The sequence below is a fragment of the Desulfatitalea tepidiphila genome (assembly GCF_001293685.1).
GTDB lineage: Bacteria > Desulfobacterota > Desulfobacteria > Desulfobacterales > Desulfosarcinaceae > Desulfatitalea > Desulfatitalea tepidiphila.
The window spans coordinates 594190-619368 of sequence record NZ_BCAG01000003.1 but is presented as its reverse complement, the minus strand read 5'-3'; the positions used below and the strand labels follow the sequence as shown (position 1 = coordinate 619368).

Sequence of the window (25179 nt, the reverse complement as noted above, 5' to 3'; positions counted from 1 at the left end):
AAAAACGAATTTACCCGGTACCCTTACGAATTTCCATTTCACTTGCATCCATGGCTTTATCACGGTCTTGCCAATGGCGGATTGGTTCGAATTAGCCACTTTAAAGCCCCATCTGTCTCTCCAGTTTCGCTGGCGGCGCGGTGAAATCCTAAAAAAAGTTTAACAAAGTTGTCGCGTTATTGCGACATAATTTTTTTTATTTTAGCATAAAATTCAAATAGAAAAAATGGTTCAGAGATTAAGATATATTTATATGTCGTTAAAATGCGACATCGAAGGTCCAAAAATGTTGCTATTTTGCGACACGAATAATGGACGGATAATTCATGCCTGTAGTCCATGCAGCAGTTGTGCATCATTTTCGGAAATCATCAAGAATGGCATGGATATTGTTTTAGTGTTGTTGAATCACGATATCGATTCTCTAATCCAAAAAAAGGGGGATTGGATACGGAAATATGGATTGGTGCTGTTTAAATAATACCAGAGAGATGAGCTTTTCAACCTTGGTACCGTTACTGCCCACCAATTCGCTTCAATGAATGAATTTAGGAAAAAATTGGTTATAGGTTCCGTTTAAAGGTGGCAAGTCAAACACAAATTACAAAGGAGAATGACATGGGGACCATAAGCAAATTTGGCACAGTGTGTTTTGTTCTACTTATCGTGGGTATATCTATGTTTGCTACTATCGATACGGTTAATGCCGCGGAACCCCTAAAAATTGGATTTATAGGAGCACTTTCCACCCCATATGGAGCGAGCAACAAGGCCGCACTTGAGATCAGCATCGATGAAATCAATGAAGAGGGAGGCATTCTCGGCCATCCGGTAAAGCTTATCACTGAGGATTGGAAGCGTGAAGTCCCTCTGGCCGTCGCAGCCTATAAAAAGCTTGTGATGGAGGATAAATGCTTCCTGGTGTTTACCGAGGGCACCGAGGGGACCACGGCTTGCGCCCAGGTCGCCTCGCGGCTTTACAATTCTTACCCACACCTTCAGTTTGCTTTCTGGACCGCACACGCTGGGCTAACCGACCTTGTGGCGGATGAATACGAAAAATATAAGTTTCTCTTTCGGGTCTATTCCAGCACAGCAGATGCCTACAACAAAGCGCTGGATTCCGCCGGCTTCTTTAAAAACACGGTCGGTTCCGAAAAACTCGCCCTGCTGATAGAAGACATCGGCTGGACCGAGGTGTTCCGAAAGGGAGAAAAAGGAAAATTGCCGACCCTCAAGGAATACTTTGAAAAGGAAGGAATACCGGTGGTTTACTACGCAGAAACCGATATTAAAGAAAAAATGTTTCTGCCAATGCTGGAAAAAGCAGCCGAGAGTGGGGCCGACACTATTTACTGGCTTACCGGTTACTCGGACACGGTCACCTTGACCAAACAATGGGCCCAATCTGCAGCTAAGGATATTGATCTGATCCTGATGAGCGGAGCCAGCTGCTATGCTGCATTCTGGCAAATGACAGGTGGGCAAGCCCTGGGTGCGTCCTCCAATTGGCCCCAAATAGAAATTCCCTTCACGGCTCAATCCCGTACGTTATTCGAAAAAATGAAAGAAAAGAAGGCCGGAATGCTCGCATCCACCTACGGTGCCTATGATGGTCCTTGGATCGTAAAGGGCGCCGCCGAAAAAGCTGGTACAGTCAACGATGTGGGTAAACTCATTAGTGCGCTTGAAAAGGTTGAAATCCAGCGAGGGTTCTGGAAATGGAAATTCGACGAACGCCATGAACCGCTTAAAGGTCATCCCTACCATCCTTCACTGATTGGCCAATTTCAAGAAGACGGGAAATTCGTGCTGGTCTATCCTCCGGAGCTGGTAAAAATAACGAATCCCGAGGCGACATACATCCGGTCAAAAGAACTGAAAAAGCGCGCCGGTCAATAAAACATAAAAGTTTAGTTCACCTGCATCCGGCCGTCCGAGTGACCATGCCTCGTCGATCCGAGGCATGGTCAAAAAATCCGAGAAAAGTGAAATCAGAGACCGCCGGGTCGCCCGCACTCGCCTAATAATGAAAACTAAGGGGTGCTCATGCAAACGTTACTGGTAGTCATGATCTATGCCGTTCTCTTTGGCTCGCTTTACCTTCTGATTTCCTTAGGATTTTCACTTGTATGTGGTGTCTTGAGAATATTCAATCTAGGTTATGGCGCCACGTTCTTGGTCGCGGTGTACGGGATGTGGATGCTTAAAAGTACTTTTGGGTTGAGCTTGGCGTTATCGATTGTTGGTGTTTTCGTTCTTCAATTTATCTTTTGGATTGGCCTCGTTTACTTTCCTATTGTCAAACGCTACATGGAAAAGGAGGAGCTTCTGCTCACTTCATTGCTCCTGGTCGCTTTGATCGTGGAAGAAACGGTCAATCATTTCTACCCTGTTACCGCCGGTGTGGATATCCCAACTTCCATTTTTTCCGACACGATCCAGATAGGCACGACAACTATTCCTACCCAAATGATCGTCATGGTCTTTGTTTCCCTTTTGATCACAGCATTCTTCATCTTGTTTCTCATGAAGACACGCATTGGATACAAGATCAGGGCCGTTAGCCAGGACAGCGAGGCAGCGCGGTTGCTTGGCGTTAAGGTCGAACAAGTCTATGCCCTGGCCATGGGGTTGTCGGTTATTCCACCTACGGTCTGCATGCTGGTCATCGCTCCCATCTGGTCAATAGAACCCACACTGGGTCATTCCATGCTCCAGACGGCGATTCTCGTTACTATTTTGGGGGGGCTCGGCAATCTGCGGGGAACCCTGGCGGCGAGCTTTATTGTTGGGTTTGTTTCATCTGCAGTGGCTTTTTTCGCCAACCCGCGGCTCGTTGGGCTGTCGATCTTGGTGATCGTGTTTTTCGTGTTGCTATTTAAACCTCAAGGAATTGCGAAGAGTGAATCATTATGGTGAAAATAGAGCATAAGAGAGCGCTGCTGGTCTTCCGTCTCGGTCAAAAGAAATTTGAATGGCCTATCGAACCCCGTTACTGGCGGAATCCGCTTTTGGGGATCGCACTGCTGGCGACTCTTCCCCTCGTTTTTCATTCTAAAGCCGATTTTTTAAGCCTATTTGCGACCGCCAATATATATGCCTGCATCGCAATCCCACTGGGCTGGCAGATGACCGGTATAGGGCGAATGAACTTCGGGCCTCAATTTTTTGTTGGACTTGGTGGATACGCCGCAGGCTTGCTCAGCGTCCACTTCGGTTGGGGGCCTTGGCAGACCTTGCCCGTAGCTTTCTGCTTGGGGCTATTACTCGGACTTGCACTCAGCCCCCTTACGACCATCGCCAAGGGGCTCTACTTTTCATTAATAACATTAATCTTGCCCTTGATCTTTCTCGAGGTCACTTACTATTTTCGAATTTTCCAGGGAGAGACCGGGCTTTATGGGATTGCTCCGCTGGTCAGGCTGCAAAGCATAAAGGCGGAATATCTCGTGATGGGTTATATCTCCCTGGCAATGATGGTTCTTTACCTGGTCATTGTTCAAAAAGTGCTTTCATCCAGGATTGGCCTATATGCAGCAGCCATCAACGATGATGAAGACGTAGCAGAGAGCCTCGGTTTGAACATAAAGCTCTGGAAGGTCATTAGCTTTGTAGTTACCTCCGTAATGGTCACTTTAACTGGATGGTTTGCGGCTCATTACTTTGGAACTTTTGCCGGCGTCACTTACCTCCAGTTGCCATTTATGCTGAAGATTCTGCTTATGGTCATGATTGGTGGAAGGGGCGACATTTACGGGGCGATCTACGGCGCATATTTCGTTGTCATCCTCGAAAAATTGCTCACATTCGCGGGTACGATAAATTACATCCTTTTCCCGCTCATTCTGATGATCCTTCTTTTTTCATTGTCCGAGGGGCTCTATGGAATTTACCGCAAACACCGCTATCGGGAATATTACCCGACCATGCGTGTGCGCAAGTAACCATGAAAGGCATAAGTTATGTTGCTCCAGGCAATGGGGGTGAGTAAACGTTTCGGGGGGTTGGTGGCTGTCAACGATGTATCCTTCGGTATCGAAACCGGCGAGATCGTCGGGCTGATCGGACCGAACGGCGCCGGCAAAACGACGCTCATGAATCTCATTTCAGGCGCTTTCAAACCCGATACAGGCCGGATCGAATTCGACGGGACGTACGTCACAGGATGGGAGCCACATCGGATTTGTCGCAGCGGTATCAGCAGGACCTACCAGATTCCGCGACCTTTTCCGGATATGACAGCGCTTCTCAATGTAGCGGTGGGTGCCTTTTGCGGAAAGCCGCGGCCGAACATGAGTCTGGGGGATGCCATGCTGGACGCATCGCACTTTCTTGAGTTTGTGGGCCTTTTCGGAAAACGAAACACTCTGGCCCGCGACCTGTCTCTTTTTGAACTCAGGGCGTTAGAGATGGCACGAGCCCTTGCCACGACCCCTAAGCTTATCCTGGTCGATGAAGTAATGGCCGGATTAAACCAATACGAAAGCAAACGAGCAGTGCGCCTCATCCGAAAAATGGTGGATGAATTTCATGTAACGATTCTATGGATCGAGCACGTCATGAAGATCATTATGGAGGCGACCCAGCGTGTGATTGTGCTTCATCATGGCGAGCTCATCAGGTCGGGCATCCCCTTGGATGTCGTAAATGATCCCATGGTCATCGAGGCCTATTTAGGAGAGAAAATTGCTGAAAATTGAAAATGCAAATATCGCCTACGGTGTGATTCAAGTCATCCACGAAGTGAGTTTTTACGTGAAAGAAGGTGAATGCGTCGCATTACTCGGTTCCAACGGCGCGGGCAAGACATCAATTCTAAAGGCAGTGTCAGGGTTGATTCCGCTGATGAGCGGTCAAATCCACTTCGAAGAACAAAGCTTTAATGGCTTATCGCCCAGTGCAAGGTATGCGGTCGGCATAACTCAGGTCCCTGAGGGAGGTAAAATATTTCCACATATGACCGTGCGGGAAAACCTTCTTATGGGCGCCTCTTGCCGCGATGAAGCCTGGAAAAAGCGGACCGAGACACTAAAATGGATCTATAAGATCTTCCCCAGGCTAAATGAACGTCTGACCCAGGAGGCGCGTTTTTTGAGTGGCGGTGAACGTCAGTTGCTGGTGGTCGCCCGCGGTCTCATGGCGCTTCCGAAACTACTCATGATCGACGAGCCTTCGCTCGGCCTGTCCCCCAAAATATTGCTGGAAATATACTCAACCCTGGCCAAGCTCCGCGAGGAGGGCGTCACTATACTTTTGTCGGAACAAAATGTCACCCAAGCACTCAGGCTGGCATCCAGGGGCTATGTGCTGGAAAACGGCAGAATTGTGTTAGAAGGTTCCAATCAGGACTTGCTCAAGAATGATTTTGTAAAGCAGGCCTATCTTGGCTTGTAGGAGGGCGATGCATGCCACAGGATTACTTCGATTATACAGGGAAGCTTTTCGATGCAGCACGGATAAACGAAAAACCGGAAGCATTGGAAAACATAAAGGTTCTGGATCTGACTCGCGTGATTTTCGGCCCGATGGTCGGCAAATGGCTTGCCATTTTCGGTGCAGAAGTCATCAAGGTGGAACAGCCCGAGGAGGGTGACGACTGGCGGACGGGAACCTACTGGGGTAAATACTGGAAGGACTCGTGTCCTTATTTCCAGTCGCTGAACCCGAATAAGTACTTCATTGCGATCGATCTGAAGAAAGAGCGAGGCAAAGAGCTGGTCAAGGAGCTGGCCAAGCAGGCGGACGTCGTCATAGAAAATTTCAGGGCGGGACTCATAGAGGCCTGGGGGTTGGGGTATACGGCAATCAGTAAAATAAATCCCCGCATTATTTACATCAGTTGCAGCGGGTATGGTCAATACGGCCCGTTACGGTACTTCCCCAGCTATGACCTGATCGCACAGTCCATGTCAGGGGTGGCGCGACTAACAGGCTATTCCGAAGATAATACTTATAAACTGCCCGACTACTTCGGAGATTTTTTCCCAGCAATTCTAGGGGCTGTCGGTGTACTTTCGGCACTCTACCACAGAAACAAAACAGGAAAAGGCCAATACATCGATATGACCCAGACAGAGGCTTTGATGCGAGCCATGCCGCATTGGACCGTCCAGAGCGCCGACGGAGACCCACCAGGACCGAGCGGCAATTTCGACCCAACCATGTCGCCATCGGGAATTTTCAAAACCCGTGACGAGCGTTTTGTTGCAGTAGCGGTCGCCACAGCAGAACAGTTCAAAGCCTTATGCAAGGCCATGGGGTCGGACGAACTTGCGACCGTCCCCGAATTTGCCGAAACCAAAGATAGGTTAAAAAAGGTCAATGCCGATGTTTTGAATAAGCGCGTCGAGGAGTGGATTGAAAACCACGATGAATTGGAAATCATCGCGGCGGCACGGCAACATGGCTTCGCAGCATCGCCAGTGATGGATGACTGGCGGCTGGTCTCGGATCGGTGGCGTAAAGAACGTGGCAGCGTTATCGATTTCGAGGACCCGATGTACGGCCGCGGTACATGGGCGGGGCCAGCCGCAGCACTTAGCGAAACACCAGGAAGGATAAAACAACTAACAAGACCTATCGGATATCACAATCGCCTCATACTGAAAGAAAGACTTGGTCTGACTGAAAAAAAGATCCAGCTGTTGGAAAAAGAAGGCGTTATCGGCTACTGGGACAACCGGGTGGGTAAACGTCCGCCCAGCTATATAGATATCGCTAAAGATAGTCTGTTCAATTTTAAACGTGAAGAAGAGGAATGATCCCCGTGGAAAAAAAAGAACAAGTTTTTTCCAAACACATGACCGGGAAAAAGACCCGCGATCACCTGGACAGCTTCAACAATCTATTGAAACAAATGATGGCCCCGGATGCTGCTAAGAAAGGTCCCCTCGATGGGCTGAATGTCATCGAACTGGGAAGCGCCAATTTTCCGGGATTAATATGTGGGGCAATGCTCGGCGAAATGGGTGCCCACGTCATCAAGATCGAACCCCAGGGCGGAGATCCCGCCCGCGAGGCCACTTACAGTGGCATATACCTGAACGGCGCCGGTATCCCGTTCGTCATGGAAAGCAGAAACAAATGCCTGGTTACAGCTGATATCGAAGAAGCCGCTGGTTTGGAAAAAATTATTAGTTTAGCGTCCAAATCGGATATCGTCATCGATGCAATGCAGCCGGGCTATTTGGATTTTCACGGTGCAGGTTACCGCAGTATGTGTGAACTCAACCCCGGCCTGATCTATGCGGCACTCAGCCCTTACGGGCACTTTACCTCCAAAGCCAAAGAAGCTCGCAATATTCCGGATACCGATCTGACAGCCCAGGCCGAATCCGGATATCCGGCTTTGACAGGGAGTCCTGAGGCACCAGAGCCATACAATTTTCCTTTAAGGGCTGGAATCTGGACGGCTGCCTACACGAGCGCAGCCGTTGCCGTTGCCGGCATTCTGACCGCCCTGCTTTTTAGGATCAAAACGGGTCGTGGACAGATGGTCGATGTGGCCACCTATGATGCCCTGTCCACCTGGCAGCCTTTCTCGCTGGTATGGGGCTTTACCAATGAGGAACCGCGCAAGCGCATCGGTAATTTCGACTGGTGCCTGTTCCCTTATGGGTATTACAAGGCCAAGGACGGTTATGTGACCGTGGCGGCTTCATCAGATAGCGATTTTCGGGGATTGCTCAAAATTCTTGGAAGATGGGATCTGGAAGATGATTGGCGCTTTCTTTTCGATCGAATCGCGGATGACCCCGAAAAACTAAATGAACTCGAGCGCGAGATAAAAAAAGAAATCGCCAAGTTCACTCGTAAAGAACTCTTCGACAAGACGTTTGCTTATGGCGCGAAAGCGGCTCGAGATAAACTGCGCTCCAAAGGTTTTCCAATGGTGGTCGAAACGCGAACCCCTCAGGAAGCTGCGGCGGATAAACATTGGGAGATACGCAGAAGCTTTGTGGATATCGAGGCCCAAGGGGCAGGTATTATCACTCTTCCGGCACTGCCACCGCGAATGTCTGAAACTCCAACCAGGATTAACAGACTCATGACTGCTCTGGGGGCAGACAACGATTACATTTGGAAAGATCGGAAATGAGGATCATTAGGCTTAAAATTCATAGGCTTTTTTTTTGGCAGCCGTGATCGAAAATGCGGTTGAGCGCACAGGGCTGCTCAGCGATGTGAATAAACCGGCGCTGATGTAAACGAATGGATCTTTATAAAATGCACACTCGATTTAAAAGAGCTGAAACTTTAACTTGAGTTTTTCTTCAAAAGTAAGGGGAAAAGATGAAAGATAAACCTGCTCAACCCGATGATCTAATCCTGACAGAGGTTAACGAAAGAGTAGCAACGTTGACCCTCAATCAACCACAAAAACTGAATGCGCTCAGCCCTCAAATGGAGTTCCAAGCCATCGAAGTTTTAAAAAAGTGGAGCGTTGACCCCAATGTGGGTGCGGTTGTGGTAACAGGCGCCGGCCGAGGCTTTTGTGTGGGGGGAGACATTTCCAAGATGGGCAAGGAGAATGGGGACCTGCTTGCGGGCTCGACGCTGGAGCAGCATGTCGACGGCCTGCGGCAGGAACAGGAGCTTTCCTGGCTACTCTACAATATGCCCAAGGTGACGATTGCCGCCGTAAACGGGCCTGCCATGGGCGCGGGTCTGGGCATCTGCCTGGCATGTGATCTGCGCATTTGCTCTGATAAATCCAAATTCGGGGCTGCTTACGCAAGTGTGGGCCTCGGGGGCGATTTTGGGACCAGCTGGTTGCTGGCGCAATACGTGGGTGGCCCGAAGGCAAAAGAGTTGTTTTTTCTTTCGAGCATCATAGACGCGGCCGAAGCCCACCGGATAGGACTGGTGAACCAGGTGGTCCGGCAGGAGGACTTTCAGGCCCGCGTCACCGAAGTGGCGGCACACATCGCGCATGGGGCTCAGACGAGTTTCCGCTACATGAAGGCCAATATTAACCTCTCCGCAACAGCGGACTTCAGGACCATGCTGGATCGCGAAGCCGAGACACACCTCCGTTGCGGCATGACGGAAGACTTCAAAGAAGGTGTACAAGCCTTTCTTGAAAAACGTCCGCCGAAGTTTCCAGGACGTTGATGCCGAGGGTGCCTCGACTTGATGGGTTACGAATAATAACTCATTTTTAACCGGAGGATGTCATGTACGAATCGATAAAGCTCGAATTTGTCGGACATGCAGCCATTGTTACGCTAAACAGGCCTGAAAGCCTCAACGCCTTTACCTATCCGATGATCGATGAATTCGGATATGCTGTCCAAGAAGCCGAGGGCCTCGAGAATGTAACGGGCATTGTCGTTACGGGAGCGGGCAGAGGTTTTTGCGCTGGCGTGGACATGAATACACTTAATCAACTGCAGCAAGACGGAAAAGGAAGCCAATCAGACACGATCAAGGTCAGCCCGGGCGACAAGACGATGGGTGATAATTTTGGGCCTGGGCTTACTTACTTGCTGTCCGTTCGAAAACCGATAATTGCCGCCGTAAACGGCGCCTGCGTCGGGCTGGGCATGTCACTCTCTCTTTTTTGCGATCTGCGATTTGCCTCGGAAAATGCGAAGTTTCTGACATCCTTTTCTCCTCGTGGACTTGTAGCTGAGCATGGACAGAGCTGGATACTACCAAGGATCGTCCATCCTTCGCGGGCGCTCGATCTGCTGTGGAGCTCCCGCAAGGTGGATGCGGCAGAAGCTTTCCAGATCGGCTTGGTGGATCGGGTTTTTAAACCCGAAAGGTTGATCGAGGAATCGATCAATTATATCGAGCATCTGGCAAATACGACGGCTCCCATGTCTCTGATGGCAATGAAACGGCAAGTTTACCGGCACCTCAACATGCAGTTGGGAGAGGCAATGCAGGAGACTTCCCACTTGATGGAGGAAAGCATGGTGCGTGGTGACTTCAAAGAGGGCATCGCATCATTTATAGAAAAACGGCCACCCAAATTCAAGAAAATCTCCTTGAAGTGAACAGTGGGTCCTTTGAACCCAGCAGCCGCATATTAAGATTGAGAATATCGGGATGGAGGTCCGCGAATGGAATATAGCCAAATAATATGCTCAAAGGAGAAGCACGTCGCCACCATTACAATGAACCGCCCTGAGAAAATGAACGCCTATTCGGAAGTCATGGTTCATGAAATAATAACGGCCCTTTCGAACGCACGCGATGACGATGAGGTGCGCGCGGTCATCATTACCGGTGCCGGTCGTGGATTTTGTTCCGGGGGGGAGGTTTCAGCTGACTATCGATATCCGGAACGCTACCGAGGCCACCGTCTTGAATCAATGCTCGAAATGCGCGAAAATTTCCATCAAATAGTAAGGTTCCTTTGGCGTTTCGATAAACCCACGGTGGCTGCAATTAACGGCGCCGCTGTTGCAGGGGGATTAACGCTGGCATTGTGTTGCGATTTTCGAATTGCAGCTGAAAGCGCTAAATTGGGCGATACGAGCCTCAGATTCGCGCTTATGCCAGACGAAGGAGGTGCATGGATTTTCCCGAGGGTGATGGGCTTGGCGAATGCGCTGAAGATGTCGTTGTTTTCTGAAATTTACCCGGCCCAAAAAGCCAAAGAACTTGGCCTGGTGCATGAAGTGACGACGGTTGAAAATCTTATGTCTGTGGCCTGGGAATGGGCAAAAAGACTCGCCGCAGGCCCTCCAATCGCCATGAGGATCACAAAAAGGATGATGTACAAGCAGATGCAAATGGATCTCGAAAATGCGTTGGAAGATGCCGCTCTCGGAACACTTGTGACCAATTACTGCGATGACGTAATGGAGGGTGTGGCAGCCTTTCATGAGAAACGCAACCCGACCTTCAAGGGCCGATAACTCTATTATTTCTGGTTAGACTGGTAAATCAGCCACGCAGGATACATAGAAGGAATTATATTGTAAATCCGTTCGGTGGCAGCATCTCTACCCAGTACATTTTTTCAACACTTCTTTGTTTTCAATACCTTAAAAAAAAAGGCGCTTACTTAAAATGTCGATCTCAAGTTTATTCATTGCATCATTTATAATTACGCATCCAATAGTTACAATCTTCTTAACCAATTGATTTTTTTTGTGGCCATGCAAAGTTGCAATGGAGAATGGGTATATATTCAAATTATCGGCCGGGTACAAAAAAGGATCTAAGGAGTTGCAAATATGAAAATCATGGTTTGTTATGATGGATCCGATGGATCGAGAGCAGCGTTGGATGTGTCAATCAAGTATGCCCATGCATTTAAGGCCAAATTACATTTAGTGGCTTCTATGGAAAAAGGAACCGAAGACGAGCAAAAAGATATTCAGAATCTCGAGACCGGGTTGAAAAACGGAAAAGATAAATTGACCAGTGAAGGCATCGGATGCGAAACGCAACTACTGGTGCGCGGAATGACGCCGGGTGAGGACTTGGTCTCCTATGCGAGGGAAAAGGGGATCGATGAAATCGTAATTGGTATTCGAAAGCGATCCAAGGTGAGCAAGTTGTTTTTCGGTTCCACTGCCCAGTACCTGATTTTAAACGCCCATTGCCCGGTCATCACGGTAAAATAGGCATTGAAATAATTCTATTCATACGCTACTGGGCGATCCTTTGTCATCTGATTTATAGCTATGAATTTGGAGCAGGGATCGTGTGATACGTAGCGCTATGGCTTTGTTATGTCAATGAAATAATAGAATAGGATATTATAACAGAATGTTAGAAGGGAATAGAAAGCTGTATTGACGGGCCGGTGCCAATCATTTTGAAGATGGGACAACGAGGGAAATTTGTCTCAAAAGAGGGTACGCCATGTGTGGCCGGTTTCTCGGGTAAAAATTTCACGGCACAAGGTGTTAAGATGTAAAAGTCAAAATCTTCCCGAACAATTCACTCTCTCGGGAGGAGAATATTAAGCGGCTTTCTCCATCACTTTTTCTCGTTCCATTTTTCCGTTTTCAATGGTTTCAAATGGTCTGCGCCCCAGGTTACGATAGCCGCGGTGGGGGCGCTCATAGTTGTAATGGTGCAGCCAAGCATCCAGGTCTGTTTGAAGGGCTTGCACCGACTCATACAGTTTTTTGCGAAAGCAGGATCTAAAGAACTCATCGAGCAATGTGCGGTTAAATCGTTCTACAAAGCCGTTGGTCCTGGGGTTTCCCACTTTGGTGGTGCGGTGTTCGATGTCGTTGAACTCAAGAAAGATTTCATGCAGGTGGATCATCGGCCGGCCCTTGTACTCGGTGCCATTGTCGGTCAGGATCGCTTCGATGGGCAGCCCATGTTGCTGGTAAAAAGGCAGGACGCGATCATAGAGCACGTCCACGGCCGTCTCTGGGCGCTTGCTGGTATACAGCTTGGCAAAGCCGAAGCTGCCATAGGTATCCACCACTGCTTGCAGGTAGATGCGGCCAACGCCCTTTAAGCGGCCCACATAGAAGGTGTCCTGACACAACAATTGGCCAGGGTAGCTGCTTTCCACATGACGTTCCTTGAAACACGGATTGGCCTTTTCAATCAGCCGGATTTGCTGCTCGGTCAGTTCAAAGCCTTTTTCAGCGTGTACATCTTCAAGGCGCAGCAAACGTTTGTAGCGCGTTTCCAGATCTTGTTTGATCCATAGATTGCGCACCGAGGTGGCACACACTGAGATCCCTTCAAGGGCCAGCTGGTCGGCAATGCGCTGCTGGCCATAAGTTGGATGCTTTAAGGACAGATCGATGATCTTTTGTTTCACTTCATCGGTCAGTTCGTTTGGATGCGATCCCGGGATCGGCGGCTTGTCTATGAGGTCGTCCAGCCCGTGGAGCTGAAAGGCTCGTTTATATTCATAAAATTGGCTTCGAGAGACTTTGTGCATCTGGCACGCCTTGGATACGTTTCCGAGCTTTTCGGCAAGCTGTAGCAAGGTCAATCGTTTCTGTGCTAATTTGGATTTGGCGGTCATGGTCGGCTCCTTTCGGTTACGGTTGGTTGTTGGGCAACAACGATTATAACCGAGAGAGCGACCGGGCCGCCATAGCCGGGGGGATTTTATGGTCCCCCCGGCTATGCCGCCCCTACACCGAGTTCCAAACTATTTTTTCGGTAAGGTGTCCGGGAAGATCTTAACTAATTCAGTTAAGATGTTAAGATAGTCAGAAAGATCCTAAACCAATCTTTTATCATTTACGATCATGTTCTTCATCGCCTTCCGGTGAAATGCTTTAGTTTATGATATCCAACCGGAGAATCATCGCCGATCTTTATTTCTTCATTATCGTTTCATCGACGGATATCTGCGGCCGCAATGAGTGAAAAAAATCCGATAGAAAAGAATACAGCTACTAATGTCCATCTAAACTTTAGGAAGCATATGCATATCACAATATTCAATCAAGGGCCATTTCATCGATATAGACAACATTTGGATTCTTTTCATCGTATTTTGCTATAATTCGCCTCATAGCCAAATATCTATTGTTTAAAAAGAATTCCTTCGACAATTGATATGGATCATCTTTAGATGCGATCAGATGGAGAATCAGTGGGGTAAACGTTTTTGCAAGGAATAATGATTTTTTAAACATTCTTTCAAGATAGCTTTTTGAAATAACATCTTTTATCCTAGTTGCGTATCTCATTTCTATCTCGTTGCAGCAACTGCAAATCGCCCAAAAAGAGTCATTTCTTAAAGAATTAATAAGATTTAATAGATGGGCAATTGCCTCTCTGAGCCTCGATTCAAAGTCTAACTTCAAATAAAAACAAACTTCAATCATATTAAGCTCATGATAATATTTTGCATTGAACGTCTGCTGCCCTGCTCCGTTTACAAAAATGGAAGATGAAAATTCGGTATGGTTAATACCAGTAACAGTCTGATTTTTTTTATTTACAATTTCCAGATCAAACTTTTTGAAACATTCTTCTAACATTTTGGTATTTGCCATTAATTTATTCTGGTCCACTTTTATCTCCTAAGTATTAATTCATTTTGGCTTCTACGGCTGAAGGGATATCAGTTTTGTATCCACAAAATTTCGACATTAATTCTTTCGCACTGTAACCTGAGTCCTTCGTATTTTCAATAAATGCAAAATATCTAATTGCGTCACTATAAATAGAATTATAACATGCCTCTAAATGATTAGTATCAATTTTGCCCGGAAATAATTCAACCCCTGCCTTAAATTGAATGATAGTATTCTCTGGATCAAAAGTTGCGAACCCAACTGTAGAATATAATTTGTTATAATAGTTTGCAAATTCAACCATTATAGGTATATCGTTTTCCTCTAACTGCTTTTTATATTGTATGTTAATACCTATAATTTCTTTTTTAGTATCGATTCCAATTAAAACCTGGCAATCGACTACCGAAATCATTATAGGCGAAAAAAGAGAAATATAGTTATTTTCTTTCTTAGACTTTTCAAGTGGTACATTCATTTCTTTAAATTTTTTAATCACTGCTGCAGCAATAATTTCAACTTTTTTGTTGTTGCACTGGTTTTTCATAGAAACCTCTTACTTTTCATTTTATTTTTGGCAAATATCCGATTCCTTTTCTTAATAGTCGTCACTATTCAAAAGAACTTTAATAATAATTATAGCCCTAAGCAAGATGCCCGAATTTATTAAAAATAATTTAGGTTAGCTGAAATCTAATATTCGCAACCCATTTTAGAGATAGTTTGAAAAGCGTTGCTTTTCCCAAAGTCGCTGCTGCTTTAAAAACTTTAATCTTGAGACGATATACGAGGATAAATGAATATGTGACCAATGATTAGCTGCTGATAAACTGTAGATGCCATCTCGGTGAGATTAAAAAATGTGAAGTTATTTAAAAAACTCTTTTAATCTATTATTTGGAATAATAACAATATAGTAGTTGAAAAATTAAAAGATTAACGAAGATCTGAACTTTTATACTATATATATGCTTTTTTATATATTGTATTATTTTTATACTTTTGAGTATTTGGGATATAAAGTGAGTTAATCTTTTAATTTTCGTTGTAAGATATTGGAATCAGTTTATTTATGGGATTAAAAACATTTTAATCCGTTTTAATTTTATTAATCTAAATCTGCGGGGATTATTATTTTTAGCAGCAAGCAGCTTTGGGAAGAGCAACGCTCTTCATTTTTTTACTATAATTTTCACACATCAAAATTCTCATCGGCATAAAATCCGCTCAAATAAGCGAGAGATCATCCCAAGACTAATCGCTCAGGACAATCCCTCGTTTACTGCTGTTAATTCACGATTTCATTGTCAGGTGCAAATATCCGAAGTTGATTGGCGTGTTTACTCGAATTTTCAATCAAGAATCCCTCGGACTCAAGCGTCTTACGAAAATCAATTTTCGATGATATCCGTTTAATGCCAGCGGATTCACAAAATTCCTGGTAAAGCTTATAGACCTCTTTTAGTGGAGCTGAACTGTCATCCGAAAAAATGATGTCACAATGGGATTCGATAAACTCACAAACGCTGTTGTTTTTTTGCTTGTACTGACTTTTCGATTTTCTCATGGAATCACTGACAGCGAATATAAAATCATGATCCCTTAACCGTCTGTACCCTTCAAGCGCCCAGTTAAATATCCCGGACAGTTCATTCATCAGCTTTCCGGTCAACTCCACATCCATTTCACTTTCGGTAAATTTTTTCGGAAATTCGATCACATGAATTCTTCTCCACATGCCATAGGTATTGTCTTCGATTTCAGGCAGCGTGTTCATTCCCAAATAGTGCTTGGCATAGGGTTTGAATTTCGATGGTTTCTTATACACCTCCCGGCCTGTCACCCAATCACCAGCGACGACGGACTTGATCAGATCGGTATTCATGCACCTGGCATTGGGCGTTTCCCCCGATACGTTGATCATTTTTCCGAAAAGTTCAGGCAGGTATTTTTCATCGTTCAATCGATTCAAGCTGATGTTAGCCACATTGTCCTTCCCGCAGAGACAGCTAATCACATCGATGAATACCGATTTTCCATTGCCACCATCACCGATTAAAAAGAATATGACCGCCTTGGGAATGGCCTTATGGAATGCATAACCGACCGCCTCCTGGACAAATAGGATTGTCGCTTTATCACCCATAAAAATTTCATTCAAGTATTGGAGCCACCTGGGACATTGGGCGCTGGGGGCATAATCATAGGGCAGCAGGTTGGTCGTAAATATGTCCGGATCATGCGGGACTAACTTGTATCGGGACAGGTCATACAAGCCGTTTTGCATGGTCAGGTAACGGACCTGGTCTTCAAATGCCGTCTCGATGTCGATCAGATCATTTCCGATGGCATAATGGATAAAGTTCGCTTTCGATGCCGGTGTAAACAGTTCACGGTGCTTACCCAATTCGGCCTGACAGATATTATTCAACCGGTCATCGCTGCACTGTTCATAGCATTGGCCATTGTATCTGAAAAAAGCCCGCTCTTTTTCAAGGAATTTGAGCATATGCTTTTTATACATGAATTCTTGAAAGTTGACGATTTTAAGGGTGTATTTACCCTTGTCGTCTTTTTGCAGGGCGCCTGATATGAATAGTGGATCCTGGCGCTCTTCTTCAGTCAAATGGGAAAACTCCTTGGCCTTTTCAATGCTGTGTTTCAGGTAGGCCTCTGGCGAGGAGTGTTCCCGATATTTGGCACCGATGGCATAGTTTTCAAATATGACCCTGATTTGGCCAGCGTCAAAACCCTTATTTACCAAAGCAATAATAACCGCCTGGTCTGCCTCACTTCGGGATGCATAGGATCCATCCTTACCATGCAGGATCAGGTTTTTGATTTTATCCGATACCGGTAGTGAGGATATGTTTTTATCCCAATCCGAAGAGGGTGGATCATAGACGGTGGCTTGTGGTATCGCATTATTTTTGGGTCTGGGCTGAAAATCCATAAATGATTCGAACGCTTTCAGATCATAGGTCGGCCCCGAGTCATCAATTATAATTACAGGACGGGGATTGCCAGGGATCTTGAAGTTAAATGTCCCAGGAACGCGCAATATGCGGTTAATATTGTGCGTCCCACCATCAGCATGGATTTTACTTAAAATCGCCCTGTTGACGTTCTTAAGGTCATTTAAGCCTATTTTTAAAACCTCTGCCGGAAAGTCCAATATCCAATAGCAATGAAATCCGCCACCGCTGTGAATAACAAGTGACGCTGGCATTTCAAATGCCTTTATTGCAGTGAGCGCTTCATCATACGTATCGTATTCCGGCTTCTTTTTATGGCCATCATGTCCATAGTCGATCTCAGCATGAAAGGACGACAGGTAGTGTACATTTTCCTCTTTGCCTGCCTTCCCTACCCGTGGATTTACACCATAATAGACATCAAGACCCTGCTGACATGCTCTATAGGCTGCATCTACAGCGTCAGGTATAGTGTTGTGGTAGGATTGATATTTTGGTCCGTTGCAAAACCCGTCAATTTGGATTTCACCGCAATCGTTCTGCATAGATGCTTCGAACAAACTGCTTAAAAAATGTGTTGCCGTGTTTTTGAATTGCTCTTTGTCTGTGATCATGTTTTGTGGATTCATTACATATAATCCTCCTCTCGATTAATATTGTTCAGCGCCGATGCCACGGCATCTCTGACCCATTCAGCCATGCTGATGTGTTTTTCGTCTGTAATCCGTTTAATCAGATCGAAGTGTTCTTGTGGCAGCGCCACGCTGAGGGATTTTGAATACTGACGTGTTCTCATGGTTAACTCCTCCTATAAATGAAATGAACAGCAATGATAATTGCTTTTGTATTTATTTGTTACCGCGAATGAAGCATGAAGTATTCAGTTGCAAACTCGTCCGTGCAAAAAGAATGGGGCAACCCCCTGTTGGAGATCGCCCCACCAATATTTTTCTGCAATTTTCTGCTTAAATATCCAACCCGTTTTGCTTGGGAATTGGAATACCCACGATCTTTTTAATCTCTTTTTTCCACCGGATCATCGGGTTGTCCTTGTGGCGCCGATAAATTGCCTTGATGATGGTTTCGGTTTGCCCCTGACGCACGTTATCGATGGCCTGTAGCATAACAGGGTCTGCATGCTTCTCTAAGCGGACCAGGTGGTTCATCGTACCGATCCATATCGAATGGGTCACATATGGCAACAAATCGCTTACAAGCGCATCTATGTTGGCAGAATCGAGCATGGGCTCGACACTTACCGATGTCCTAAAACCGGCCTGGCAGGCGTGGATCAAACACTGCTTGCGGACATCATAGCTTGGGGCATTCGGCTCCCAAAATGAAAGAATGCGATTATCGCGGGCGCCGATGGAAAAGCGAAATAGGATCTGATCTCTGTAGGAGCGAAGAAAAACGCACAGTTGCTCAATGCAGTTGAAATGAGGTTTGGATACGATCAAGATCTGATTGCCCGCTTGAACAAGCCGCCAAATGACGTTTTCACAAGCATCCAAGTTACTATCGGTAATATCATGTGTAGATGGGAACATGACCTGGCCAGGATATTTCTTATGAGACTTGTACACGTCCTTTTCCCGCACTCGTTCAAGCGGCCATTGTCCCACCGTCAGTTGTTTTCGACGAACGGCCATCTCTTTGGCATAACAATACAGACAATCATGGGAACAACCGGTGCAGCAATTTACAGTCTTTACTGACCACTCTTGCGTACCTTCACATTTTATCGATTTTTTAATCATTTTTTTTTCCTTTCAAAGTAAAATTAAAAGAGCCAATCCCCTTAAACGAAGATTGGCTCCTTAGCTCTGCCATCATGGCAAGGTTTCAAGTTTTAAAAATTTATCCGCTCAAGCTGCCGAATTTTTAAAAGTTTAAATTTTTAAATCTTCTCGACTTGACCGGATAGTGGATTGACCACCAACACCTCTTTACCCTCATAGATCGGATCCTGGATCGTTTCAGGAGCCGGCAACCCAATTGCATTTTCAAGCGTTGGCGTCGTGATATAGTAGCCGTAATAGCGGCTCTTGGGGGGCTTGGCACGCTCCAGCATACCCATCGTCACAAGAGCCATAAGATCGTTGCTCATGCTCGATAACGAAAATTTGGCATCGGATCTGCCTATCTTTTCGAATATCTTTTCTCGTGTGACCCAATATCCTGAACCTTGAGCAATCGTGGACAATTTTTCGACATCATCGCCCTTGCTCAACAAGGCGGTGCTGAGTTTGGCCATATTCAAGGTTTTGACCGTATCGAAAATCATCTTCTGACGGTCAGTAAAACGTGTCGACCCGACCAGTAGCATTCCATCTAATAGCAAACGGCTGATGTGATAATCGACTTTTGTGGCAACAAGCGGCTCAGCCATAGCGTCCTGCCCCGGCGATTGAAGGCCAGATTCAATGAGCCATCGCTGCACCTCGCTTTCATCCGTATCATACATGATCGCCCCCAACTCGGCTGGATGAACCGGCGGCGGCTGATTGATAATGGTGCATATCGAAATCATATTGAGTAAGACGTCCATCTTTTCACGAAGATAGTCACAACCACTTTCTTTCATGACCTGGGTCAGTTGGGCCGCAAAGGGTATGAGGACCTTTCTTGGCTTGAGCCGCTGCAATGACTTGCGAACCTTAAATGGCGGAGCCTGCAGCAGGCCGAACTGTTCGACCAAGTTAGAATTCGGCAGATCCAAAGCGATACCCCCAGCGCGAATCGGGATCTTGAGAATCGACGGATGGGACAATCCCTTGTCTGTCCGCCCATTATCTATTCCAATGATAGATATCTTCATCCTCGCCTTGTATTCGGCCAACGAGGACTCAAATCTGCCCTTGACGATTTCCTGTCGGGCACAATGCCCACGGCCAATAATCAAGTCCAGATCCCGATGCACCGTTTTAAATCCTCCCACATCGGGGCAAATGATGCATTTGCGATCCAACAGATCACCGCCCTTGCAATAGAGATGCTCGGGTTTTAGATTCTGAATTTCGATGGTCGCGTCCTTTGGGATCAGCTTCTTGCACTGATCCAGCACGCGAACAACCTCCTGACGATCATCCGATACAATCATTGCCGAGATGGGATGCTCCAATGCCGCCGAAACCATAATGGTATGTATCAGGCTAGCTGCCTGGATGTTTTCCGGATGAACACCACTGGATATCAAATGACCGGCCGTGCGGAACTGAAAGGGTTGTCTTGTGCCATCTGGCCTGATGATGGGCCATTCGATGAAACGATTCAACGGGTCTTCACTTGGGGCCTCTGTTTTGACCACCGGCATATCGGTGATGTAGTCACCCTCTAACTCTTTTGCATGATTCTCTTCTTTTACTATTTGATTTTTTTTCATAAAATCTTCCTTTTTGAATGTTTTCAATTAAAAAAGCCGACCCAGATATTGGATCGGCCGACCAGTTTTCTCTTCGCGTGCGATCATTTAGACCCTCAATGCAACCACCCCCTTCGTGAAAGCAGAACGTGTAAATAAAAATGGCCCCCGCATGGGAGCCGCCGTTGCCGCATATAATGGTTTAACTGAAAGCTACTGCTCGATAAGCTCAATGCCGTTCCAGAAACGAACACCCCCGCTTTTGGATTGAATAAACCCCTTCTGACGCATCAGGTTGCCAAAAGTCTTTTTGCCTAAAACATCCTGACAGGCATCATCCGCCCACTTTTTGTACACATCATACAGAGCCGCCAAGGCCGTTTTGTTATCAGCGGTCAGTCTGCAGCAGTCATTTATGAACTCGGCTACGACATCCATTTCTGCACGATACCTTGCCGTGGCATTTTTTATCGACTCTGGCACATTGAGCCCTTGCACCTGCCACTGTAAACATCCTTGCACCGCCCACGCCAGGATACCGGCAAGCTCTGCCTGCAATGTGTTGGGCAGATCCCTGTCAATCTCCTCCGGTGGTATCGTCACATCAAACGGTATGAGATGGATGCGGCGCCAAATGCCATGATCGACGCCCTTGATTTCGGGCTTGTGATTGGCAGCGATGAACAGCTTGAACTGGGGCTTGTACTCGAAAAATTCGTTGTACAGGAACCGGGCGGTCACCTGATCACCACCGGTCAGTTGTTTGACCAGGGCCTCGTCCAATTTTTTACCCATGCCGACCTCAACTGCCGATACGAACCGCGACCCATTGAGGCGGGCCAAATCGTTTCTGATCGGTGACCCGTTGGAGCCCAACAAAGATGCGGTCGTCGTGTGCATGGCATAGCCGGCCAAAAGCTCACGAAAGATCTCCAAGATGGTCGATTTCCCATTGGCACCTGAACCGTAAAGAACAAACATGCATTGCTCGCTTGTCACCCCGGGCAATGCGTATCCGAAGACCCGTTTCAAAAAGCCTATTTTTTCTTCATCACCGCCCATGATCCGATCGATGGTGGCCTGCCAACCCGGACAGGTGGCATCTTTGTCATAGTTTACGGGCAACATCTTGGTGATCAAATCATTTGAGTCATGGGCTCTTAGCTGACCAGTCCGAAGATCAAGGGTGCCGTTTAAACAATTCAATAGCCACGGATCTGCGTCCATTTCTCCAACAGATACGCAGACACCTGGAAACCATTTGGTCAGGTCGAGCATGGCCCTTATTCGTCCCTTGGATGCCGATTTTTTCGCATGGATTTTCAGGTCAGCCGCCTGATCGGCCGTCAGATGGTCATCTTTCGCTTCATCGGCAATACTTCGAACGACCTTATACGCCATCCGAAATATTGTTCCTTTGGAGCCCTTAATCCACCTACCGCGTCGGTACACATACCAGAGGTTGGTTTCCTGGCAGTAGTGCATCTCACGACCGAACCTCTCAACCAATCTCTCGGCGTTGCCAAGATCGGTGCAGGGTTTTGGCTGAGGACCGTCATTGGGCACCTCATCTTCGAATGCATCCTGGGAAGGAGGGTCCTTTCCATTGTCTGTCAGGACCTGGTCCACACCAGTCTCATCGATTGCCTGTTTCGCAGCACAAAGTTGCACCTGCTGGCTCAAGCTTTCTTCCAAATTCTTCTTTTTTGTCATTTACACCTCCATGTTTTAAATTAAGGACAAGGCATGCCCCCGGTTGAAATTAAAAAGTTATTAATGAATTTGTCCCATCGGTCCCATTTGTCCCTAATGGGGTCGGTCGGCCACTTCGTCAGCTATATAAATGATGGGGCATAAAAAACCGGCTCGGAAAGAATCCGGCCGGACATAGGATAGGGTATCGAACTTTTACTTATTGATGCTAATTACTTTTCATCCAGATAATCAGGGGCCTTGCTTGTTCCGCCTCGCCCGTTTAACCCAAACAAGCTACCGTCCCGTTCAAACGTCTGCCAAATGCGTTCGGATGAGCCCATCGCATTTTTCAGCTCCGGAAACATCTCGACCAACAAAGCCTCCCGCAGTGCTTCTCCTTCAGAAAATTCACCAGGATGCCTTTCCGGGCCTTGGCAGAGCAGATCCAGCAGACCATGCACCGTTCTTTTCCGCTCCGGAAGCCATGCGTCAGGTTGAAGGGCATTGCTCGCCTTCAGATAGGCAATGAACGCGGCAGGAACAATCCCATACTTTCTGTATTTCCGAAGTTGGTTTGCTCCTACTGTCCTTGAATATGAAATAGCCAATGGATTATTCTGGAAACAACCGACCCCACAACCTTGTATGGAACAATCGATAAAATCATTTATAATACGTGACATTACCCCTCCTTGATTTAAATGTCATTTTCTGCTGGGCTTTCGTATGCACTATTCATCCCAGCCAAATTTTTTGAGTTGTTGCCGTTGCCCGACAGATCCGTGATTCTGCCCTCACAGATCCTGTTAATGGAAAAAGTCAACTCAAAGTAAGGGTAACCTATAGTTTTATTTAGTTATTTAAATTTTACGGTTTAAACGGCCGATTGTTGGCGATTAGATGGTGTTGGGAAGGGGATGACAATGTGTATGGTATTGGACTTAATAAAAGTGGGATGGTGAATTTACGCTAAAAAAAGCTGACGTTAGGCAGATGGGAAGGGGAATTCTAAAAATGAGAAACTGTTGAGATTAATAATGGGAAGGTCATAGCTAAAGTTGTCGTTCAGTCGTTTTGAAAGCTCAGCGTTAAATCTTCTGGTCATTCTATTAAGGTTATGAAATACGGCTTTTTCATTATTTACAAAGTCAAGAACAGATTGTTTAGCCCCCGAATCGCTTTCAATGTTATTAAAAAATTGGACGATTTCGCTGTCTGAGAAAACTGAGGTTGCAGAAACCAAATGTCCAATCGCATCTTTCGCGGGTTTACAAAATTCATTTTTATATACTTCCAGAATTGAGTTGCGGTTTGATTCTTTCTCAAAATCAACCATCATTATATCATTGCTGTATCTGACGGATTGGTTTATTTGAAACATTGTGCCGATTTTATTTAATGCAGTAGATTTCAAATAAAATAATGTTTCTATTAAAGTAGAAAAATCTCTATCTACTTTCTCACAAAGAGTTTCGTACTGATCGATAACAGTAAATAGTTCACGATCATCTTTCTCATCAGTTCTTTTAGTTAATTGATATTCTGTTTCTAACTTCTCTACAACTTCAAAGGCTTCGTAGGATGCTTGATCGAGATCTAATGCGACCATTTTTTCATTGAGTTTTTTTATGGCCGCGGTCCATTCTGAAAGGCCATGCGTTAGTGTCTGAATTTCAGCTAAATCGGTAATCAAAGATAAAGGTAATGAATCAATTAGATCTTTTTCTGTGACTTTACGAAATACTTCATTATTTAAAATGAAATTTTTAAAAATAACTCTTGATTCATCATCAATACCATAGCCATTCTTTATAAGTGCATTGAATTGCTTATTTAATTGATGCCAGAAAACAATTTCTAATAGTTCTCCATATTGATCCATATCGCCAACTCTCATATTGTTTAAGACAATTTCAATTTGAATTGATAGGGAGTAATCGTTGTTTTTAAGTGCCTTTTTCCAGCTGACATTCTGTAGTGAATTCTTTTTACAATGTTATAAAATTGCTTATAAATCGCCTGTTTTTTAACATTAGCCCTGGTAGCAATATCTACCATACTATTGCACCGAAGAAAGGAAAGGAAGCGACCCTTTAATTTTTTCTGGTCGGATCGTAGCACATCATCAACATATTTTCTAATTATTCGTAGTTCATCCGGCGACGGACCCATCGATCGGGGACCAACCTGAGTCTGCAAATACTCCACGTTAAGATCTTCGATATCTTCAAATTTTCGTCCTACATCGATCTTGATGTTTTTTTCAATTTCCCCTGGATCCAAAAACGTCATTCGGTCATCATTTTTTGTTGACTTAATTTCAGGATCCAACATTTTTTTTATGGCATCGCAAAGCTCCGTACAGGAAGCACTTCGTGGGCATTCGGAACAGGTTTTTATCATTTTGAAACACCACCCTTCAACATGACCGGCCATACCATCATGTGAGCTTATTGGTTATTTTTTTATCATTATATACCCAAATATTTCAATATAATATATGAATTTTTGGTTTACTTTAGGCTACGGTAGAGGGCCTGAACGGTTCAGGCCTGCATCGATGGGCTTTAGTTATATCCCGACTGGAGCCCTTGCGACTCACCAAGCAAAAGGTTTAGAAAAAATTGGGATCAGAAAGGATTGATTAAGGAATGAATGAATTAGATCTTTATGTCATCGATTTAATTAAGTAAAGCTTAAATTACATGGGTTCTGAATTCAAAGTGGACTATGCAGGCAATTTTTCAGTGGACGATGGGAAATGGGATATCATTTTGTCGAAAGAAATACCCTATACAGTTTTTGTTTTCTTCAGCCGGATTATGGATTCGAGCACCGCACGGTCTTTAATGCGGCGTTTTAAAACCCAGGCCAATTTGCTGACTTTGGCTGTCTACCCCGGTGGTTTTGCTGTTCCAAACAACACCAACTGTGTAGATTGCTGGCGGACCGTTTTATTCCAGGCATAAAAACCAATGGTTTCGGGATAAATCAGGATGGGTATCGAAACCCAACGGTTAAGTTCCATTCCCTATACCAAGAACAGTCACTCCAAAATGACTGAAAATTTTAAGCGATAATTCAATACAGGGTCCCGAACCCCGATCATGTTAAGGCCACCGCCACAGTGCACCGGCCAACCTACCCCAATTACCCGCAACACCGATTTAGTTAC

23 protein-coding genes are annotated in these 25179 nt (G+C 45.8%); 12 read left to right on the top strand and 11 right to left on the bottom strand.

Annotated elements, in window-relative coordinates; genetic code table 11:
* Positions 1-618: 618 nt before the first annotated feature.
* From DFT_RS07325 to DFT_RS07275, 11 genes are all read left to right on the top strand, one after another.
* Positions 619-1902, top strand: a complete 1284-nt coding sequence (locus DFT_RS07325; protein WP_054030568.1) for an ABC transporter substrate-binding protein — start codon at positions 619-621, stop codon at positions 1900-1902.
* Between the two features lie 147 nt (positions 1903-2049).
* The gene (locus tag DFT_RS07320; protein WP_054030567.1) at positions 2050-2922 is read left to right on the top strand and encodes a branched-chain amino acid ABC transporter permease; all 873 of its coding nucleotides are present in this window, start codon (positions 2050-2052) and stop codon (positions 2920-2922) included.
* On the top strand, positions 2916-3947 hold the full coding sequence (locus tag DFT_RS07315) for a branched-chain amino acid ABC transporter permease (protein WP_054030566.1): 1032 nt from the start codon (positions 2916-2918) through the stop codon (positions 3945-3947). The genes DFT_RS07320 and DFT_RS07315 overlap by 7 nt, the downstream gene beginning before the upstream one ends.
* Positions 3948-3965: 18 nt before the next feature.
* Positions 3966-4703: an ABC transporter ATP-binding protein gene (locus DFT_RS07310; RefSeq protein ID WP_054030565.1), complete on the top strand. Its 738-nt coding sequence runs from the start codon at positions 3966-3968 to the stop codon at positions 4701-4703.
* On the top strand, positions 4690-5397 hold the full coding sequence (locus DFT_RS07305) for an ABC transporter ATP-binding protein (protein WP_054030564.1): 708 nt from the start codon (positions 4690-4692) through the stop codon (positions 5395-5397). The genes DFT_RS07310 and DFT_RS07305 overlap by 14 nt, the downstream gene beginning before the upstream one ends.
* An 11-nt stretch (positions 5398-5408) precedes the next feature.
* Positions 5409-6764 (top strand): CaiB/BaiF CoA transferase family protein, encoded by a 1356-nt coding sequence (locus tag DFT_RS07300; protein ID WP_054030563.1) that lies wholly within the window; start codon positions 5409-5411, stop codon positions 6762-6764.
* 5 nt (positions 6765-6769) lie between these two features.
* Positions 6770-8101 (top strand): CaiB/BaiF CoA transferase family protein, encoded by a 1332-nt coding sequence (locus tag DFT_RS07295; RefSeq protein ID WP_161807096.1) that lies wholly within the window; start codon positions 6770-6772, stop codon positions 8099-8101.
* Between the two features lie 194 nt (positions 8102-8295).
* Complete coding sequence (locus DFT_RS07290) at positions 8296-9117, top strand: enoyl-CoA hydratase/isomerase family protein (protein ID WP_054030561.1); 822 nt, start codon at positions 8296-8298, stop codon at positions 9115-9117.
* 62 nt (positions 9118-9179) lie between these two features.
* A complete protein-coding gene (locus DFT_RS07285) occupies positions 9180-10007 on the top strand; it encodes an enoyl-CoA hydratase-related protein (RefSeq protein ID WP_054030560.1) in 828 nt (275 codons plus the stop codon).
* Positions 10008-10073: 66 nt separating this feature from the next.
* Positions 10074-10874: an enoyl-CoA hydratase/isomerase family protein gene (locus DFT_RS07280; protein WP_054030559.1), complete on the top strand. Its 801-nt coding sequence runs from the start codon at positions 10074-10076 to the stop codon at positions 10872-10874.
* A gap of 321 nt (positions 10875-11195) precedes the next feature.
* Positions 11196-11588 carry a universal stress protein gene (locus DFT_RS07275; RefSeq protein WP_054030558.1) on the top strand — a complete coding sequence of 131 codons (393 nt, stop codon included), beginning with the start codon at positions 11196-11198 and terminating at the stop codon, positions 11586-11588.
* 341 nt (positions 11589-11929) lie between these two features.
* Here the strand turns inward: DFT_RS07275 and DFT_RS07270 are convergent, their stop codons facing one another.
* From DFT_RS07270 to DFT_RS07220, 11 genes are all read right to left on the bottom strand, one after another.
* Entirely contained in the window at positions 11930-12964 is a 1035-nt protein-coding gene (locus DFT_RS07270) for an IS481 family transposase (RefSeq protein ID WP_054030557.1), read from the bottom strand.
* Positions 12965-13388: 424 nt separating this feature from the next.
* Positions 13389-13967: a hypothetical protein gene (locus DFT_RS07265; RefSeq protein WP_054030556.1), complete on the bottom strand. Its 579-nt coding sequence runs from the start codon at positions 13965-13967 to the stop codon at positions 13389-13391.
* Between the two features lie 16 nt (positions 13968-13983).
* Positions 13984-14517 (bottom strand): hypothetical protein, encoded by a 534-nt coding sequence (locus tag DFT_RS07260; RefSeq protein WP_054030555.1) that lies wholly within the window; start codon positions 14515-14517, stop codon positions 13984-13986.
* 741 nt (positions 14518-15258) lie between these two features.
* Positions 15259-17574 carry a DNA primase family protein gene (locus DFT_RS07255; protein WP_083453377.1) on the bottom strand — a complete coding sequence of 772 codons (2316 nt, stop codon included), beginning with the start codon at positions 17572-17574 and terminating at the stop codon, positions 15259-15261.
* Positions 17574-17741, bottom strand: coding sequence for a hypothetical protein (locus DFT_RS26165; RefSeq protein ID WP_161807095.1), 168 nt, complete (start codon positions 17739-17741; stop codon positions 17574-17576). The genes DFT_RS07255 and DFT_RS26165 overlap by 1 nt, the downstream gene beginning before the upstream one ends.
* A 169-nt stretch (positions 17742-17910) precedes the next feature.
* Positions 17911-18705, bottom strand: coding sequence for a radical SAM family protein (locus tag DFT_RS07245; RefSeq protein WP_152971895.1), 795 nt, complete (start codon positions 18703-18705; stop codon positions 17911-17913).
* 140 nt (positions 18706-18845) lie between these two features.
* Positions 18846-20330, bottom strand: coding sequence for a hypothetical protein (locus tag DFT_RS07240; RefSeq protein WP_054030551.1), 1485 nt, complete (start codon positions 20328-20330; stop codon positions 18846-18848).
* Positions 20331-20522: 192 nt separating this feature from the next.
* Positions 20523-22022, bottom strand: coding sequence for a DNA primase family protein (locus tag DFT_RS07235; protein WP_054030550.1), 1500 nt, complete (start codon positions 22020-22022; stop codon positions 20523-20525).
* 212 nt (positions 22023-22234) lie between these two features.
* Positions 22235-22687, bottom strand: coding sequence for a hypothetical protein (locus tag DFT_RS07230; protein ID WP_054030549.1), 453 nt, complete (start codon positions 22685-22687; stop codon positions 22235-22237).
* A 302-nt stretch (positions 22688-22989) separates the two neighbouring features.
* Entirely contained in the window at positions 22990-23886 is an 897-nt protein-coding gene (locus tag DFT_RS07225; RefSeq protein WP_152971894.1) for a hypothetical protein, read from the bottom strand.
* A gap of 20 nt (positions 23887-23906) precedes the next feature.
* Positions 23907-24407: a hypothetical protein gene (locus DFT_RS07220; protein WP_152971893.1), complete on the bottom strand. Its 501-nt coding sequence runs from the start codon at positions 24405-24407 to the stop codon at positions 23907-23909.
* A gap of 302 nt (positions 24408-24709) precedes the next feature.
* Here DFT_RS07220 and DFT_RS25735 point away from each other — a divergent pair, with 302 nt between their 5' ends.
* Positions 24710-24973, top strand: a complete 264-nt coding sequence (locus DFT_RS25735) for a hypothetical protein (protein WP_152971892.1) — start codon at positions 24710-24712, stop codon at positions 24971-24973.
* Positions 24974-25179: the final 206 nt, after the last annotated feature.